Origin of the sequence: Pseudaquabacterium inlustre, assembly GCF_038066595.1 — a bacterium.
In the GTDB taxonomy this organism is placed as follows: Bacteria; Pseudomonadota; Gammaproteobacteria; order Burkholderiales; family Burkholderiaceae_C; genus Pseudaquabacterium; species Pseudaquabacterium inlustre.
In genome coordinates, this window is the sequence record NZ_JBBUTH010000002.1 from 95,587 (window position 1) to 112,311 (window position 16,725).

The window sequence follows — 16,725 nt, forward strand, 5'->3', positions numbered from 1 at the left end:
GCAAGCCATGAACCTCCACCAACGCGCCTCGGGCGTGCTGTTGCACATCACCTCGCTGCCCGGCCCGCATGGCATTGGCGACTTTGGCCCGGCCGCGCGCCACTTCGTCGACTGGCTGGCCAGCTGCGGCCAGCGCATCTGGCAATGGCTGCCCACCACGCCCATCGGCCCGGGCAACTCGCCGTACCAGAGCGTGTCGGCCTTTGCCGGCAGCCCGCTGATGGTGGCGCTGGAGCCGCTGGTGGAGCGCGGCTGGCTCACCGCCCCGGCCACCGTGCCGCCGCCCAACCGCGACGCGAACGGCATCGAGCGCGTGGACTTCGGCGCCGTGATCCCCTGGCGCATGGCCCAGCTGCGCGCGGCCTTTGCCGGCTACAGCGCCCGCAGCACGCCGGCTGACCGCGCCGGCCTGGCCGCCTGGGTGCAGGGCAATGCCGACTGGCTGGACGACTACGCGCTGTTCATGGCGCTGGAAACCGCTCACGCCGGCCAGCCCTGGTGGCTGTGGCCGGCGCCGCTGCGCGCGCGCGATGCGGCAGCACTGAGCGCCGCGCGCGCCCAGCACGCCGGCGAGATCGCCTTCTGGCAATGGGTGCAGTGGTGCTTCGACACGCAATGCGTGGCGCTCAAGGCCTATGCCAATGCGCAGGGCATCAGCATCCTGGGCGACCTGCCGATCTTCATCGCCCACCACAGCGCCGACTGCTGGGCGCGCCCCGATCTGTACGAGCTGGACGAGCACTTCCAGCCCACCGTGGTGGCCGGCGTGCCGCCCGATGACCTGGGGCCCGAAGGCCAGCGCTGGGGCAACCCCATGTACCGCTGGGACCGCATGGCCGCCGAAGACTGGGCCTGGTGGACGGCCCGCGTGAAGCGCATGCTGCACCAGGCCGATGCCTTCCGCATCGACCATTTCCGCGGCTTTGCCGGTTACTACGAGATCCCGTCCAGCAGCCCCGATGCGCGCACCGGCCAGTGGAAGAAGGGCCCGGCCAAGCCGCTGTTCGACGCCATCTCCAAGGCATTGGGCGAACTGCCCATCGTGGCCGAGGATCTGGGCTTCATCACGCCCGATGTGCACGAACTGCGCGACGCACTGGGCTACCCCGGCATGAAGATCCTGCAGTTCGCCTTCGGCAGCGACGGCGAGCACGAGTTTCTGCCCCACACCTACCGGCGCGACGTGGTGGTGTACACCGGCACGCACGACAACGACACCGCGCACGGCTGGTGGCAGGCCGCGCCCGAGCGCGAGCGCCGCTACGCCGGCACCTACCTGGCCTGCGGCGCGCACGATGTGCACTGGGCCATGATCCGCGCCGCGCTCAACTCGGTGGCCAGCCTGGCCATCTTTCCGCTGCAGGACGTGCTGGGCCTGCCCAGCCCGCACCGCATGAACACCCCCGGCACCCTGGGCGACGCCAACTGGACCTGGCGCTTCGACTGGCCCATGGTGGGCCACGAACCCGGCCGCGTGCTGGGCCTGCTGACGGCCGCCAGCGGCCGCGGCCGCTTCGACCTGCTGGGCGTGGGCGTGCCGGAGAAGAAGCCGCCGCCGGCGTCTTACTGACCCGCGCGGCCGAACAGGCGCTGCTGCAAGGCCAGCGCCTGCGCCAGGCCTTCCTCACTGATCACCACCGATTTCGCCGCCGTGGCTGGGGCGGAGATCAGGCCGCGTGCGTGCAGCCGGTCCAGGGCTGCCCAGTCAAAGGACTTCCAGACGCGGTTGCCGTCGTGCAGGCCCAGGGCCAGCAGGGCGAGGACGGCGTCGTCGATACGCTGTTGGTCGAGGGGCTCTGGTGTGTGGGCTTTGGCGATGTTCGGCATGGGTGCGGCCTCCAGAATCGGGTGGAGTATCGGGCGCGGCACACTCGGAACGGTGCCTAGGTGGGCGGCTATATTGGGCGAACGGCGTGTCTTGCGCCCGTATCCGGATACGCCCGCAGCGCCCGTATCCGGATACGGCGCGGATACGCGGTCGATAACAAGTTAAGCGTCAGTGTCACCAACTCTTTACTAGATCAAATGCCTACTTTCCCTGCGAATTGGAGCGACTGGGGTGGCATAGCCACAATACTTGCCGTAGTAGTCGCATGCGTAGCCGCTTGGCCAGCATATCGACAACTTGTAGAGCTTGTGCGAACTCGGAAGCTTGAGGCTCTCTCGGGAGTATTCGACATCATCTCGTGCGAGCGCGCTAGAAGCGATCGACGATACGTCTTCCACAATCTCACTGCCGCCCCGGCAGAAATCTCGCCGACGGATCGCGATGCAATAGAGCGAGTTGCCGTCGACTTTGAGCGCGTAGGCAGCCTAATGCGGCTGGGCCTTGTTCCCGCAGAAGAGCTCTTGTCTCATCACGCGGCAGTCATTGCCAGAGCATGGCAAGCACTGCAACCGTATATCGATCATCGCGAACAAGTGCTTCAGGGTGATTACGCTCAGAACTTCAGATGGCTTGGCGAAGAAGCTAGGGGCTATCTTCATCGAGCCGGAAGGAAAGGCACGTTCACGATTGTCAAGTACGTACCGAATCGCCCTGTCCGTAAAGTCTCTCGTCGCCGTGACGCTTAACCCCTCCGTCAAGGGGACGTCTTGCGCTAAGGCGCAAGCCGCCCCTTACGTCGAATGTTAGGCCTCACATGGCGACAGCCCCACCTATTCCTGGCACCGATGAAGTCCTATCCGAATTCGGGTGGTGGCCATCGTTTCATGATGCTGAAGTGATTCACTTCACACTATCCCGTGGCGCAACGCCGGAAGAGAGAAAGTCAGAAGCTCAACTTGACGTTCAGGTACGCGAGTACGAGACAAGACACGCCGGGACAGCACAGTACGCACAAGCGCTCATCAAGAACGTAGTCATTCAGTTTGCCTTCGCAGGTGTCGAGGAATTACACGTCGAAGACTTCAACTTCCAGAACGTAATTAACTCCTTGAACATTCGCCGGGAGTCCGAAGCACCCGAGTCAAAAATACGAGTAGAAGTCGAGTCAATCTATGGTTTCAGCGCCAGTTTCGTCTGCAGCACCGCACGGGTGGCAAGCGTCTCCAGGTTTTTAACGAGTGAGGCCTAACCATTCACTCAACCGGACCCATTGCGGCATGCGGCCAAAGGCCCGCCATTTCATTCTGGGCCTTTAGCCACATACCGCAACGGTCCGGTTAGCTCAGACGTTAGGCCTCATAGGACACACCATGGCGAATCGTTACTCTTCTCCAACAGCTGAGGCGAAGTACCCTTGGTTGAAGACGATTCTCGATACCTTCTACATTAGCGACAGCCAAGTCGAAGACCACTTGGCGAAGGTCGCCAAAAAGGGCGTTACACCTGCGTGCCATCGCGGGTGCGATGCATGCTGCAAAAAGGCAACAGTACCCTTTACTGCGCCTGAACTGAAGGCCATTTCTTGGTACGCGTCCGAAGCTCTATCGGGAGACGTCCGCTCGGTGGTCAAGCAGCGGCTACTAAACCATGCCGACTCTCTTGAATGCCCGTTCTTGGTCGAATCCGTTTGCAGCATCTATCCTGTACGACCATTAATCTGTAGGCAGTTCTTGGTCATGGGATCACCATGCACCACTGAAGAGGACGTAGGCACCGATCGTCCGCAAGACATCATCCCACTTCCAAGAGAAACCGTCATTCGTCCCGTAGCAATGCGACTACTTGATGACTTTGAGTTTAAGACTACAGCGGCGAAGCGCAAAGCCTTCGAATCAGGCTTCATCAGCCACAACGCTCGCGATATGCACGAATTCGACTGGACGATAATTTCCAAGACAATGCAGCACTTCGACGATGAGGCCTAACCATTCGCTCAACCGGACCCATTGCGGCATGCGGCTAAAGGCCCGCCATTTCATTCTGGGCCTTTAGCCACATACCACAACGGTCCGGTTAGCTCAAACGTTAGGCGTCACGTTCCTCGCCATGGCACTCAAAGAGTTCTACGCGTCGCCGATTGGCACGTACGGCAATGCACTCCTGAACTGGACCTCGCACGCACCCAGTGACGTCGTTACATATGCGGTGTGCTACCGCAATGCAGCACACAATCTGATCTATATCCAGGAACGGCGAGGCATTGGGAGCATAGACCACGCCGCATGCCCTGTACTGTTCCTCTTTAGGCACTCGATTGAGCTATACCTCAAGTGCGTGGTCTATCGACTTGCTCGACTGAGCATTGACGATGCAGAGGTGCGTACGCTTCTCCCTCGACTATGGCGAGAGCATTCACTAGTCAGGCTGCTAGCAATGGCTGAACCAGTCTTACTAGCAATGCGCGAGCACCTACCGCCGGCATTGCGACGACTCGACCCGGAGCATCTGGATTTCATTCGGGGTTTGGACGAGTTGGATCCTGGGTCATATACGTTCCGGTATCCAGTGACGACGATAGGAACCTCCTCGCTTGGTGATACGCTGCTGACCAACATCTTTCGGGTTGCCGAGGAAGCTGACAGCGTCTTGGATCAGCTCAATGCGCTGTGTATCCACCTCATCGAGCGGGTCCAATCGCTAGAGCCACAAGCTCGCTTGGCGCTAAAGTTCTCTCAGGCCCAGCCAGGTGACGCCTAACCCTTCACTGGAGGCGACAGCCACCGGCTTGGCACTTGGCCCGCGAACCCGTGGTTCTTATCATCGGGCTCGCGGGCCAAGCGCCAATCCGGCTGACCTGCACCCCTCCAGTCGTACCAAGCTGAAGTAGCAGGAGTCCGCCAACCAGGAGAATGGCGGACATGAGGAAGAGCAAGTTCACCGAGGAACAGATCATCGGGTACCTCAAGCAGGCGGAGGCCGGCTTGGCCGTGGCGGAGATCTGCCGCAAGGGCGGGTTCTCGGACGCCACGTTCTACAAGTGGCGCGCCAAGTTCGGTGGCATGGAGGCGTCTGACGCCCGTCGGCTGCGCGAACTGGAGGCGGAGAACGCCAAACTCAAGCACCTGCTGGCCGAGGCGCACCTGGACATGCATGCGCTCAAGAGCGTCCTCGGGGTAAAAAGATAGCCCCACAAGCCAAGCGGGAGGCCATCGGGCGGCTGATTGCAGAGCATCAGCTGTCCGAGCGGCGGGCCTGCAGGCTTGTGGGGCTGAGCCGAGACAGCTACCGGCACCCGCCGGTGATCAGCGCCGAGACCGAGGCGCTCAGGACCAAGATCGTCGAGATCGCCCATGCGCGGCGGCGCTTCGGGTATCGACGCGTGCATGACCTGCTGCGCCCGGAGTTCCCGGGCGTCAATCACAAGCGCGTGTACCGGCTGTACAGCGGGGCCAACCTGGCCGTGCGCAAGCGCAAGAAGGCGCGTCGGCCACCGGCGGAGCGCACGCCGCTGAACATCGCCACCAAGGTCAACGAGGTGTGGAGCATGGACTTCGTGAGCGACAGCCTGGCCAACGGCAGGCGCCTGAAGTGCCTGACCGTGGCCGACGACTTCAGCCACGAGGCGGTGGACATCGCCGTGGACTACGGCAGTACGTGACGCGGCTGCTCGACCAGACGGCGCTGTTCCGGGGCTATCCGTCAGCGGTGAGAACCGACAACGGCCCGGAGTTCACGAGCCGGGCGTTCATTGCCTGGGCGCAGGGCCATGGCATCCGGCACATCCTGATCGAGCCGGGGCGGCCCATGCAGAACGGCTACATCGAGAGCTTCAACGGGCGGTTCCGAGACGAGTGTCTGAACGAGCACTGGTTCGAGACGCTGCACCAGGCGCGCATCGAGATCGCCAAGTGGCGACGCGACTACAACGAGGTGCGCCCTCACGGCAGCATCGGCCGGATACCCCCAGCGCGGTTTGCCGAGCAGCATCGCCGGCATGCCGGCGATGCTGCTCGGCACTTGACCCCTGCGAGCAACGAGATCCAGTAACCTTCAAACCCAGGACTCCTGACGAATCACTGGTACGGCGAAAGGGGGCAGGTCACACGGGCAGGCTGATGAAGAGCATCCTGGTCATCGGGCTTTCCTGGGGATGGTTGGCTGACATGAAGCGGCCAGCGGGCCGGCGCTTCAGCAGCATGACGAACATCCAGGGCCGGAATCGACAACCGTGCGGTGTGATCGGTGTGGCTCGCCCGGCATAGGCGGTGCCGACCAGAGGTTTGCGAACTTCGTGTCGCTCTTAAGTTGTTGTCGCGCTTGGATAAAGCGCGAAATTTGCGCGCTGATTTGCGAACTTTTTTGCGAACTGCTCGGCGCGCCATGCTTGCCGTCCATCCGACGCATGGCGTCGCCTCGGCGCACACGCGCGCGGCTCAAGCCGCAACCACCACATCACTGGCCTTGATGATCGCCCGCGCCGGCCGGCCCACGGCCAGCTGAAGTTCGGCCACGGCCTGTTGCGTCACCACGGCGTGCACCACCGTGCCGCCGGGCAGGGTGATGGCCACCTCGGCGTTCACCGGACCACGGGTCAGGGCGGTGATCACGCCGTCGAACTGGTTGCGGGCGCTGGTGCTGGGCATGTTGCGAACTCCTGGCTGGGGTTGACGATGGTGTTGGCATGCCGGTTGCGTTGTATCGTTGGCCATACGACGCTTGTCGGCTTTCTGACATCGCCAGCTTATGACTCCCACCGTTCCATGCGCAACCCTTCTGCCAGGCCCTGGCCAGTGGCCGCCGTGCCTGCGGGCGCCGCTGGTGGATCGAACGCTGTGTTCGCTATGTGGCGATCCATACAACCCTGACCTGGGTGGCGGTGGCGAGGGGCTGCGCCATGGCTGAGCCCGCGGGTGCGCCGGCACGGTCCCCGGGCCAGCCGGCGGCGCCGCGCCTCACCGGCCGGCTGGAGGTCGACACCGACCTGGGCACTTTTCTGGGCGACACCCGCGTGCGCCTGCTGGAGGCCATCGACACGCATGGCTCCATCTTGCAGGCGGCCAGGCATGTGCCGCTGTCGTACAAGGCCGCCTGGGACGCGGTGGACGCGATGAACAACCTGGCCGATCAGCCGCTGGTGGCGCGCAGCACCGGCGGCAAGGCCGGCGGCGGCACGCGGCTCACCGAGCATGGCCGCCGTGTCATCGCGCTGTACCGGGCGATGCAGGCCGAGTACCAGGCCGCGCTCGACCGGCTGTCGGCGCAGTTTGCTGCGCTGCCCGAGGGCGACGCGCGCAGCTTCCAGCGCTTGCTGCGGCGCATGGCGGTGCGCACCAGTGCGCGCAACCAGTTCGTGGGCACGGTGTGTGCGCTGCGCGAGGGGCCGGTGGATTTCGAGGTGCGCGTGCGGCTGGATGACGCGCTGGAGATCGCCGCGGTGGTCACGCGTGAATCGGCCGAGACCCTGGGCCTGGCCCTGGGCAGCGAGGTGATCGCGCTGGTCAAGGCCTCGTCGCTGCTGGTGTTCACCGATGCCGCGCTGCGCATCAGCGCGCGCAACCAGCTGTGGGGCACGGTGGCGCGCGTGGTGGATGGCCCGGTGAACGCCGAGGTGGTGATGGATCTGGGCGCCGGCCGCAGCGCGGTGGCCGTGGTCACGCGCGATGCGGTGGCCGCGCTGGGCCTGGCCGAGGGCGTGCGCGCCTGCGCGGCCTTCAAGGTGTCCAGCGTGATCCTGGCCGTGATCGATTGAACCCGTTGTGGATGCGAGAGGACCTGCCGATGTGTGCGTTGAAACCATTGCGCCGCTGCGCCGCGCTGCTGGCCGCCACCGCCTGCCTGGGCGCGCTGCCGGCCCACGCCGACGAGGTGCTGGTGGCCGTGGCCGCCAACTTTGCCGGGCCGCTGCAGAAGATCGCCGAGGGCTTCACCGCCGCCACCGGCCACACGCTCAAGCCCTCGGCCGGTGCCACGGGCAAGTTCTACACGCAGATCGTGGCCGGCGGCGCGCCGTTCCAGGTGCTGATCGCCGCCGATGACGAGACGCCGAAGAAGCTGATCGCCGCAGGCCATGCGGTGGCCGGCAGCCAGTTCACCTACGCCATCGGCCAGCTGGTGCTGTGGAGCGCCACGCCGGGCCTGGTGGACGAGCAGGGCGCCGTGCTGGCGCAGGCGGGCAGGTTCAGCAAGCTGGCCATCGCCAACCCGCGCATCGCGCCCTACGGCGCCGCCGCGCTGGAGGTGCTGAAGGCCCGCGGCCTCACCGAGGCCGTCACGCCCAGGCTGGTGACGGCCGACTCCATCGCCCAGGCGCACCAGTTCATCGCCTCGGGCAATGCCGAGCTGGGCTTCGTGGCCCTGTCGCAAGTGGCCGTGCCGGGCAAGCCGGTCACTGGCTCGGTCTGGAAGGTGCCGCACAACCTGTATGGCGAGATCCGGCAGGACGCCGTGCTGCTCAAGCCCGGCGAGAAGAGCGCCGCCGCCAAGGCCCTGCTGGCCTACCTGAAGAGCGCGCCGGCCAAGGTCGTGATCGCGTCGTACGGCTACAAGGAATGAGGGGCTGCGTGTGAGCGCCGAGGACTGGACCGCCGTTCGCCTGACCGCGCAGCTGGCCACGCTGACCACCGTGCTGCTGCTGCTGCTGGGCACGCCGCTGGCCTGGTGGCTGGCGCGCACCCGCTCGGCGGCCAAGCCGCTGGTGGCCTCGGTGGTGGCGCTGCCGCTGGTGCTGCCGCCCTCGGTGCTGGGCTTTTACCTGCTGGTCACGATGGGGCCGCACGGGCCGGTGGGTCAGCTCACCCAGGCGCTGGGCCTGGGGCGGCTGCCCTTCAGCTTTGCCGGGCTGGTGGTGGCCTCGGTGCTGTATTCCATGCCCTTCGTGGTGCAGCCGCTGCAGCAGGCCTTCGAGGCCGTGCCGCAGCGCGCGCTGGAGGCGGCCGCCACCTTGCGCGCCGGCCCCTGGGATGCCTTCGTCAGCGTGGCGCTGCCGCTGGCCCGGCCCGGCTTCATCACCGCCACGGTGCTGGGTTTCGCGCACACCGTGGGCGAATTCGGCGTGGTGCTGATGATCGGCGGCAACATCCCCGGCCAGACCCGGGTGCTGTCGGTGGCCATCTACGAGCACGTCGAGGCCACCGACTTCGCGGCCGCCCACCGGTTGGCGGCGGGCATGGTGGTGTTCGCGCTGGTGGTGCTGCTGAGCCTGCATGCGGTCAACCGGCGCCGCGCGGCCCGGGTGGATGGCGTGGAGGCCGCGCCATGATCGAAGCACGCCTGCGCCTGCCGCGCCGCGACTTCACGCTGGACGTGGACCTGACCCTGCCCGGCCAGGGCGTCAGCGTGTTGTTCGGCCCCTCGGGCTGCGGCAAGACCACGGTGCTGCGCGCGCTGGCCGGGCTGGAGCGCGCGGCCGGGCGCGTGGTCGTCGATGGCCAGGTGTGGCAGGACGATGCGGCCGGCGTCTTCGTGCCCACGCACCGGCGGCCGCTGGGCTACGTGATCCAGGAGGCGGCGCTGTTCCCGCACCTGGACGTGGCTGCCAACCTGGCCTACGGCCGCCAGCGCAGCGGCGCCGATGCGCAGCGCATCGCGCTCGACAGCGTGGTGGATCTGCTGGGCATCGGCCCGCTGATGGCGCGGCGCCCGGCCACGCTGTCGGGCGGCGAGCGCCAGCGCGTGGCCATTGCCCGGGCGCTGGCCACCGGCCCGCGCCTGCTGCTGATGGACGAGCCGCTGGCCGCGCTGGACGCCCAGCGCAAGGCCGAGATCCTGCCCTACCTGGAGCGCCTGCACCGCGAGCTGGCGCTGCCGGTGGTGCTGGTCACGCACGCCATGGACGAGGCTGCGCGCCTGGCCCACCACCTGGTGCTGCTGGCGCAGGGCCGCGTGCTGGCCGCCGGCCCGGTGGCCGAACTGCTGGCCCGGCCCGATCTGCCGCTGGCCCGGCAGGACGAGGCCGGCGTGGTGATCGACGCCGCGGTGGCCGAGCACGATGCGCGCTACGGCCTCACCCGCATCGGCTTTGCCGGCGGCGGCCTGTGGCTGGGCGAGAGCGCCGTGCCGGTGGGCCAGCGCGTGCGCGCCCGCGTGCTGGCGCGCGATGTGAGCGTGGCGCGCCAGCCGCCGCAGGAAAGCAGCGTGCTCAACGTGCTGCCGGTGGTGCTGGAAAGCCTGCACGCCGACCGCAGCACGGCGCTGCTGCGCCTGGCGGTGCGCGCCGACCTTGCCGATGCCGGTGACGCGGCGCCACCGGGCGAGGCCCCGGTGCACCTGCTGGCGCGCATCACCCGCCGCAGCCTGGAAACCCTGGCGCTGCAGCCGGGCGAGGCGCTGTATGCCCAGGTGAAGGGCGCCGCGCTGATGTAGCGCGGGCCCGGCGGCCCTCAGCGCGGCGCGATGCGGTAGACGCGCAGCGATTGCGCCGGCAGCGCCACCGGCCCGTCGCCAGCGCGCAGCGTGGGCGCATCGGCCGGCCACAGCGGGCGCAGCCGCGCACCGGCAGGCAGGCCGGGCGGCTGCATCGCGCGCTCGGCCGTGTCGTAGTTGATCAGCACCAGCGTGCGCTCGCGGCCCAGGCGGCGCTGGAAGGCCAGCACCAGGCCCTCGGCCGCGCTGTGCTCGAAGTGGCCGCGCGCCAGGCTGGGGTGGGCGTTGCGCAGGCCGATCATGGCCCGGTAGAAGTGCCAGAGCGAGCCCGCTTCCTGCCGCTGCGATTGCAGGTTGTGCGTGGCGTGGTTGGGCGCCAGCGGGCGGAACGGCGCGCCGGTGCTGAAGCCGGCCGTGCCCGCGTCGGCCGTCCAGCTCATCGGGGCGCGTAGCGGCAAATCGCCGGGCAGGTCGGGCACGCCGGCCTGGCCCACCTCTTCGCCGTAGTAGACGAAAGGCGTGCCCGGCTGCAGCAGGTAGCCGGCGGCGGCCAGCTGGTAGCGCGCCTGCCAGCCGGGCGTGCCACCGCCGATCTGATCCCACAGGCGCCGGCCGGCAAAGATGTCGTGGTTGGACACGAACGTGGCCATCGTGGGCCGCGCGGTGCGGTAGTAGCGCGCCAGCGCGGCCACCGATTCCGCCTGGCCCATGGCCGCGCCCACGAAGTGCTGGGTGTGGCCGAAGGCGAAGGCGCCGCCGCACACGGCGGGGTCGCCCCAGGCCTGCGGCTCGGCCGTGGCCTCGCACACCACCATGCGGCCGGGGTAGGCGGTGATCAGCCGCTGCAGGCCGTGCGTGATGCGCCGGCTTTCGGGCTGGTCGTTCCAATCCTTGGCGCTGTTTTCCACCAGGTGCGGCACGGCATCCAGCCGGAAGCCGGCGATGCCGCGGTTCAGCCAGAAGCGCAGGCTGTCCTGGTGATAGCGCAGCACGGCGGGGTGGCGCAGGTTGAAGTCGGGCATGTGCGGCCCGAAGGTGCCGAAGTAGAAGCCGCGCGCCGTGTCGTCGGGGCGGGGCAGGGTCTTCAGGTCGCCTTTGAAATCCCAGGGCGCGCTGGCGGTGTGGTACCAGGGATCGTTGCCCCAGATGTCCCAGCCGCGCGGGCGCTCGCCATCGGCCCACACCCACCAGGGGCGCCAGGCGCTGGCCGGGTTGGCGCGCGCGTCGACGAAGAACGGGTGCTGCGCCGAGGCGTGGTTGACCACGTAGTCCATGATGATGCCGATGCCGCGCTGGCGGGCCTGGCGCACCAGTTCGTCCAGGTCGGCCAGCGTGCCGTAGGCCGGCTCGATTGCGCGGTGGTCGGTGGTGGCGTAGCCGTGGTCGTGGTCGCCGCTGGCGGTGATGGGCATCAGCCAGAGGCCACGGATGCCGAGTGCCTGCAGGTCGTCGAGCTTGGCCGTCAGGCCGCGCAGGTCGCCGATGCCGTCGCCATCGCTGTCGGCATAGGCGCGCACGAAGATTTCCATGAACACGCCGTGCTGCCAGTGCCGCGGCAGCGGCTTCAGGCCGCGCGGGTCGGGGCGCATCGGCACCGGGCGGGTGTCGGGCACGGTGGCGGTGGCAGCGCCTTGGCTGGCCGCCGGCGCGGGCGCCATCAGTCCGGCCACGGCCAGGGCTGCGACCAGGGCCGCGGTCACGCGCCGCAGGATCGGTGTTCGCATGGAGAGACTCGAGTCTGTAGTGAAACTACACTTTATCGGCGCCGGTGTGATCCGGCTCTCCGAGAAAGTCTCTATGGTCGCGATCCGATCGGTGGCGTTGATTCGTAGTTTTGCTAGCTTGTGCGCGGTGCTGGCGGTCGTGGCCCAGGCCCAGGCGCAAACCCTGCCTGCCCCCACGCCGGCCGACTGCGACGCGCCGGGCATCGCCAGCATGCTGCAGCCCGAGGCCCAGGCCCTGCCCGAGGCGCGCGGCCTGTGGCTCGACGCCACACGCATCCAGTGGCCCGGCATGGCGCCGGCGGCCGTGGAGGCGGGCTCGGACACCCGCGCCCGCCTGCTGTGGGCCACCGGCCCCACGCTGCACACCGAGCCCGGCCAGCCCGCCCGTGGCGCCGAGCGCACCATCACGCTGCAACCCGACCGCGAGCCGCTGCCCGCCGCGCTGGCCGGACGCTTCCGCCATCTGCTGTCCGGCGTCCGCTGGCGCCTGCCGGCCGAGGCCGCCACGCCCGAGGCGCTGCGCGCCTTGCACCGCGGCCAGCTGCGATTGGTGATTGAGGATGGCCAGGGCCGCATCACCGCCGCCACCCGGCTGCAGGCCGCCGGCGCGCTGGACGACCTGTACGCCGCTGCCGAAGCCGACCCGCAGCCCCTGGGCGTGCAGCCCACGCTGCGCCCGCCGCATGCCGCCCGCTTCGTGCTGTGGGCGCCCACCGCGCAGCAGGTGGCGGTGTGCGTGCATGCGCAGCCCGGTGCGCCTGCCCAGGCCGTGCAGCCGCTGGCGCTGCAGCCGGCCACGGGCCTGTGGCAGGGCGCGCTGCCGGGCGACCGGCGCGGCCAGGTCTACCGCTACCTGGTGGATGTGCTGGTGCCCGGCCACGGCCTGCTGCGCCAGCGCGTCACCGATCCTTACGCCATCAGCCTGAGCACCGATTCAAGGTTCAGCTGGATCGGCCGGCTGGACGATCCGCGCCTGTCGCCGCCCGGCTGGGCCAACGCGCCGCACGGCAAGCCGCTGGCCGCCCTCACCGACACGGCGGTGTACGAGCTGCATGTGCGCGACTTCTCGCGCGACGATGCCAGCGTGCCCGCCGCCTTGCGCGGCAAATACGCGGCCTTCGCCCAGGCCGGCAGCGCCGGCATGCGCCACCTGCGCGCGCTGGCCCGCGCCGGGCTGACCGATGTGCACCTGCTGCCGGTGTTCGACTTCGCCACCGTGCCCGAGGCCGGCTGCGTGCTGCCGCGCGTGCCCGCCGACGCCCCGCCCGACAGCCGCGCCCAGCAGGCCGCGGTGATGGCCGAAGCGGCGCGCGACTGCTTCAACTGGGGCTACGACCCGCTGCACTTCAACGCTCCCGAGGGCAGCTACGCCAGCGATGCCGCCGACGGCGCGGTGCGCATCCGCGAGTTCCGCCAGATGGTGATGGCGCTGCATGCGGCCGGCCTGCGCGTGGGCATGGACGTGGTCTACAACCACCTGTCGGCCAGCGGCCAGCACGCCCATTCGGTGCTCGACCGCATCGTGCCCGGCTACTATCACCGGCTGGACGCCCAGGGCCGCGTGGAGCGCAGCACCTGCTGCGACAACAGCGCCACCGAGCACCGCATGATGGGCCGGCTGCTGCGCGACTCGGTGCGGCTGTGGGCGCGGCACTACCGCATCGACTCGTTCCGCTTCGACCTGATGGGCCACCAGCCGCGCGAGCTGATGGTGCAGCTGCGCGATGCGCTGCGCCAGGACGCCGGCCGCGACATCCAGCTGCTGGGCGAGGGCTGGAATTTTGGCGAGGTGGCCGACGGCGCGCGCTTCGTGCAGGCCGCGCAGGGCCGGCTGGCCGGCACCGCCATCGCCACCTTCAGCGACCGGGCGCGTGACGCGCTGCGTGGCGGCGGCGTGGGCGATGCGCCGGCACAGGTGGTGGCCCGCCAGGGCTGGCTGAACGGGCTGGTGGGCGCGCCCAACGACGAGGCTGCGCACGGACCCGCTGCCGTGCCCGCCGCCGAACGCGAAGCCCAGGGCCGCGCCGCCGCCGCGCTGGTGCGCCTGGGCCTGGCCGGCACCTTGGCCACTGTGCCGGTGCCTGACGCCGACGGTGTGCCGCGCCCCGGCGCCGAACTGCACTACGCCGGCCGCCCCGGCGCCGGCTATGCCGAGCAGCCCGGCGAGGTGGTGAACTACGTGGAGAACCACGACAACGCCACGCTGTGGGACGCCAACGCGCTGAAGCTGCCGCTGGCAACGAGCTCGGCCGAGCGCGCGCGCGTGCAGGCGCTGGGCATCGCGCTCACTGCGCTGAGCCAGGGCGTGCCGTACTTCCACGCCGGCATCGAGCTGCTGCGCAGCAAGAGCCTGGACGGCAACAGCTTCGATTCGGGCGACTGGTTCAACCGCCTCGACTGGACCGGCCAGACGAACCACTTCGGCACCGGCCTGCCACCCGAGGCCGATAACGCCGCGCGCTACCCCTGGATGGCGCCACGCCTGGCCAACCCGGCGCTGCGCGCGCAGCCGGCCGACATCGCCTTCGCGCGCCAAAGCCTGGCCGACTGGCTGGCCGTGCGCGCCAGCAGCAGCCTGTTCCGCCTGCGCAGCGCCGACGCGGTGCGCCAGCGCCTGCGCTTCGTGGCCGCCGGCGTGCAGGACGACCCCGGCCTGATCGCCGTCGAGCTCGACGGCCGCGATCTGCCCGGCGCCGGCTGGCAGCGGCTGCTGGCGGTGTTCAACACCCGGCCCGAAGCCGCCACCCTGGCCGCTGACACCCTGCGCCAGGCCGGCTGGCGCCTGCACCCGGTGCTGGCCGCACCGGGGGCGGCCGATGCGCGGCTGCGCAGCGAGGCCCGGCTGGACGCCGCCACCGGCCGGCTCACCGTGCCGGGGCGCAGTGCGGGGGTGTGGGTGCTGCGTTGAGTGTCTTGCCTGCGCGACAGCGCGCCGGGATTGACCGGCCAGGCTGGCGTTGCGGCCGCGCCCGGTGTTGAATAGCCTCGTCCTGCCGCACCGCCTGCGTGAAGGCTGAAGGGGTGGAATGACTGCACCGACGATTGCCTTGGATGCCGTGCACCTGAATGCGGCCATCGACGCCGTGTCGGCCGCCACCGCGCAGCTCAGCTTGAGCCCCGCGGCGCACCGCCGCTACCGGGCGCTGCTGATCTGCACCGACGGCATGCTGTGGTGCGCGGTGCTGATCGTCGGCGTGGTGTTCCTGCCCGAGCAGTTGACCTGGAAGTCGCTCGCTGGCGGCCTGCTGGGCCTGGTTTTCGCGCTGCTGGGCGTGGTGGCGCTGGGCCTGCTGCTGCTGAACTGGCGCCTGGTCTGGCGCACCTGGGTCGAGCACCGGCAGCTGCATGCGCTGGGCGTGGCCGGGTTGGCCGAATCGGCCTGGCGCGCCCGCCGCCGCCGCCGCTGGGGCGATCGCCTGCGCAGTGTCGTGGTGCTGGTGCTGGCCTTGTTGCTGGTCCTGCTGGGCGTGGTCTTTCTTCAACCTGGCCAGGGCCTGGAGGCCATGGCCGCGGTGGTGCTGGTGTCGGCCCCGCTGTTGTTGCTCACCCGCTACCTGCGGCGCTGCCGCGAGCAGATGGCGCTGGCCACCGAGGCCGGCGCGCTGGCCCAGACGCTGGCGGCCCTGCGCCCGGCCAATGTTGCGCAGGGCAAGGTGGAGGTGCCGGCCGAGTTGCTGCACCAGGCCGCGGGCATCGAGAACGCGCAGATCGCCGCCGCGCGGCAGGACGCCATCATGCGCAGCGATGCCACACGCGCCACGGCCTGCGTGATCCGCTTCGACGCGGCCGCCCTGGCCCAGCGGGCAGCCCTGGCCGCGCCCCTGCGCCTGGCGCTCGATGACCTGCTGGCCGACCTCAGCGCCGATGGCCCGGCCGCCGCCGCGGGCGGCGCCGGCAGCGATGCGGGCGCACGGGTTTATCGCGCCGAGGGCCTGGCCGTCACGGCGCGGCTGGAAGAAGGTGGCCGCACGCTGCGCATCCAAGCCATCGAGGGCTCACCACCGCCGCCACCGGCCACCGCCGACGCCTCACCTTCGGAGCCCCGCCATGCCGCCTGACAGCGCCTCGGACGCCGCCCTCGCCGCGCCGCCGATGCCGGCCGACCCCTACGCGCTGGTCTACACCGACTCCGGCCGCGCCAGCCGCAAGGCGCTGCCACCGGGTGCCCTGGCGGCGCTGCCGGATGTGGTGGACGCGCTGGCCGACAACCCCGACGGCTTTCCCGGCCGCACGCGGCCGATCAGCCGCAACGGCAGCATCCGCGTCTACAGCCACCCGGCGCCGGCGTTCCAGGTCACCTTCGAGGTCGACAGCGAGCGGCGCGTGCTCTACCTGCAGCATTTCGTCGCGCCACAGGTGCAGGCCACGCGGCCGGTGTTCATCAGCTACAGCCACCAGGACAGCGCCTGGCTGGCCAAGCTCAAGCAGTTCCTGCAGCCGCTGGAAGACCGGGAGTTGATCCGCGTGTGGGACGACACCGAGATCGCGGTTGGCGCCGATTGGCTGAGCGAGATCCGTGCGCAGCTGGCATCGGCGCGGGTGGCGGTGTTCCTGGTCACGCAGTCGTTCCTGGCCTCGCCCTTCATCCGCAACGAGGAACTGCCGGCCTTGCTGAAGGCTGCCCAGGACCGTGGTTGTCTGATCTTCTGGATCGCGGTGAGCACCAGCACCTTCGAGGACTCGCCGCTGGCCAAGATCCAGGGCGCCAACCCGCCCGGACAGCCGCTGGACCTGCTGCCCGAACCCGAGCAGAACCGGGTGCTGGCCGAGCTCTACCGCAAGCTCAAGGACGCCGTGGCGCCCGGCTGAGCC

General features: G+C 69.1%; 13 protein-coding genes and 1 pseudogene. 11 read left to right on the forward strand and 3 right to left on the reverse strand.

The window, feature by feature from the left end:
* Window positions 1-7 precede the first annotated feature (7 nt).
* Complete coding sequence (gene malQ, locus AACH10_RS05040) at window positions 8-1,570, forward strand: 4-alpha-glucanotransferase (protein WP_341409279.1); 1,563 nt, start codon at window positions 8-10, stop codon at window positions 1,568-1,570.
* Here malQ and AACH10_RS05045 read toward each other — a convergent pair.
* Complete coding sequence (locus tag AACH10_RS05045) at window positions 1,564-1,827, reverse strand: DUF6429 family protein (protein ID WP_341409280.1); 264 nt, start codon at window positions 1,825-1,827, stop codon at window positions 1,564-1,566. The two genes, malQ and AACH10_RS05045, sit on opposite strands and share 7 nt — an antisense overlap.
* An 815-nt stretch (window positions 1,828-2,642) precedes the next feature.
* Here AACH10_RS05045 and AACH10_RS25335 point away from each other — a divergent pair.
* The 3 genes and pseudogenes from AACH10_RS25335 to AACH10_RS05055 all read left to right on the forward strand — a co-directional run bounded on the left by AACH10_RS25335 (window position 2,643) and on the right by AACH10_RS05055 (window position 5,875).
* Window positions 2,643-3,077: an Imm50 family immunity protein gene (locus AACH10_RS25335; protein ID WP_423228558.1), complete on the forward strand. Its 435-nt coding sequence runs from the start codon at window positions 2,643-2,645 to the stop codon at window positions 3,075-3,077.
* A 121-nt stretch (window positions 3,078-3,198) separates the two neighbouring features.
* Window positions 3,199-3,813, forward strand: a complete 615-nt coding sequence (locus AACH10_RS05050) for a YkgJ family cysteine cluster protein (RefSeq protein ID WP_341409281.1) — start codon at window positions 3,199-3,201, stop codon at window positions 3,811-3,813.
* Between the two features lie 933 nt (window positions 3,814-4,746).
* A pseudogene (locus tag AACH10_RS05055) lies at window positions 4,747-5,875 on the forward strand (IS3 family transposase).
* Window positions 5,876-6,261: 386 nt separating this feature from the next.
* On the opposite strand, the gene AACH10_RS05060 reads toward AACH10_RS05055, so the two are convergent.
* On the reverse strand, window positions 6,262-6,471 hold the full coding sequence (locus AACH10_RS05060; protein ID WP_341409282.1) for a TOBE domain-containing protein: 210 nt from the start codon (window positions 6,469-6,471) through the stop codon (window positions 6,262-6,264).
* Window positions 6,472-6,722: 251 nt separating this feature from the next.
* Here AACH10_RS05060 and AACH10_RS05065 point away from each other — a divergent pair, with 251 nt between their 5' ends.
* The 4 genes from AACH10_RS05065 to modC are packed head-to-tail and all read left to right on the forward strand — an operon-like array spanning window position 6,723 to window position 10,189.
* Window positions 6,723-7,577 (forward strand): TOBE domain-containing protein, encoded by an 855-nt coding sequence (locus tag AACH10_RS05065; protein ID WP_341409283.1) that lies wholly within the window; start codon window positions 6,723-6,725, stop codon window positions 7,575-7,577.
* 29 nt (window positions 7,578-7,606) lie between these two features.
* Complete coding sequence (gene modA / locus AACH10_RS05070; RefSeq protein ID WP_341409284.1) at window positions 7,607-8,380, forward strand: molybdate ABC transporter substrate-binding protein; 774 nt, start codon at window positions 7,607-7,609, stop codon at window positions 8,378-8,380.
* Window positions 8,381-8,384: 4 nt separating this feature from the next.
* The gene (gene modB / locus AACH10_RS05075; RefSeq protein ID WP_341409342.1) at window positions 8,385-9,086 is read left to right on the forward strand and encodes a molybdate ABC transporter permease subunit; all 702 of its coding nucleotides are present in this window, start codon (window positions 8,385-8,387) and stop codon (window positions 9,084-9,086) included.
* Entirely contained in the window at window positions 9,083-10,189 is a 1,107-nt protein-coding gene (gene modC / locus AACH10_RS05080; protein ID WP_341409285.1) for a molybdenum ABC transporter ATP-binding protein, read from the forward strand. Before modB ends, modC begins: the two co-directional genes overlap by 4 nt.
* 17 nt (window positions 10,190-10,206) lie before the next feature.
* Here modC and AACH10_RS05085 read toward each other — a convergent pair whose 3' ends face one another.
* Window positions 10,207-11,913: an alpha-amylase family glycosyl hydrolase gene (locus AACH10_RS05085; RefSeq protein WP_341409286.1), complete on the reverse strand. Its 1,707-nt coding sequence runs from the start codon at window positions 11,911-11,913 to the stop codon at window positions 10,207-10,209.
* Between the two features lie 73 nt (window positions 11,914-11,986).
* Here AACH10_RS05085 and pulA point away from each other — a divergent pair, with 73 nt between their 5' ends.
* From pulA to AACH10_RS05100, 3 genes are all read left to right on the forward strand, one after another.
* A complete protein-coding gene (gene pulA, locus AACH10_RS05090) occupies window positions 11,987-14,821 on the forward strand; it encodes a pullulanase-type alpha-1,6-glucosidase (protein WP_341409287.1) in 2,835 nt (944 codons plus the stop codon).
* Between the two features lie 118 nt (window positions 14,822-14,939).
* Window positions 14,940-15,971, forward strand: coding sequence for a hypothetical protein (locus AACH10_RS05095; RefSeq protein WP_341409288.1), 1,032 nt, complete (start codon window positions 14,940-14,942; stop codon window positions 15,969-15,971).
* Window positions 15,961-16,722 carry a toll/interleukin-1 receptor domain-containing protein gene (locus AACH10_RS05100; RefSeq protein WP_341409289.1) on the forward strand — a complete coding sequence of 254 codons (762 nt, stop codon included), beginning with the start codon at window positions 15,961-15,963 and terminating at the stop codon, window positions 16,720-16,722. The genes AACH10_RS05095 and AACH10_RS05100 overlap by 11 nt, the downstream gene beginning before the upstream one ends.
* Window positions 16,723-16,725: the final 3 nt, after the last annotated feature.

Excerpts from the sequence above, each read along its gene's own strand:
- malQ (WP_341409279.1), top strand. The coding sequence starts at position 8 with ATGAACCTCCACCAACGCGCCTCGGGCGTGCTGTTGCACATCACCTCG.
- AACH10_RS05045 (WP_341409280.1), bottom strand. The coding sequence starts at position 1,827 with ATGCCGAACATCGCCAAAGCCCACACACCAGAGCCCCTCGACCAACAG.
- AACH10_RS25335 (WP_423228558.1), top strand. The coding sequence starts at position 2,643 with ATGGCGACAGCCCCACCTATTCCTGGCACCGATGAAGTCCTATCCGAA.
- AACH10_RS05050 (WP_341409281.1), top strand. The coding sequence starts at position 3,199 with ATGGCGAATCGTTACTCTTCTCCAACAGCTGAGGCGAAGTACCCTTGG.
- AACH10_RS05060 (WP_341409282.1), bottom strand. The coding sequence starts at position 6,471 with ATGCCCAGCACCAGCGCCCGCAACCAGTTCGACGGCGTGATCACCGCC.
- AACH10_RS05065 (WP_341409283.1), top strand. The coding sequence starts at position 6,723 with ATGGCTGAGCCCGCGGGTGCGCCGGCACGGTCCCCGGGCCAGCCGGCG.
- modA (WP_341409284.1), top strand. The coding sequence starts at position 7,607 with ATGTGTGCGTTGAAACCATTGCGCCGCTGCGCCGCGCTGCTGGCCGCC.
- modC (WP_341409285.1), top strand. The coding sequence starts at position 9,083 with ATGATCGAAGCACGCCTGCGCCTGCCGCGCCGCGACTTCACGCTGGAC.
- AACH10_RS05085 (WP_341409286.1), bottom strand. The coding sequence starts at position 11,913 with ATGCGAACACCGATCCTGCGGCGCGTGACCGCGGCCCTGGTCGCAGCC.
- pulA (WP_341409287.1), top strand. The coding sequence starts at position 11,987 with ATGGTCGCGATCCGATCGGTGGCGTTGATTCGTAGTTTTGCTAGCTTG.
- AACH10_RS05095 (WP_341409288.1), top strand. The coding sequence starts at position 14,940 with ATGACTGCACCGACGATTGCCTTGGATGCCGTGCACCTGAATGCGGCC.
- AACH10_RS05100 (WP_341409289.1), top strand. The coding sequence starts at position 15,961 with ATGCCGCCTGACAGCGCCTCGGACGCCGCCCTCGCCGCGCCGCCGATG.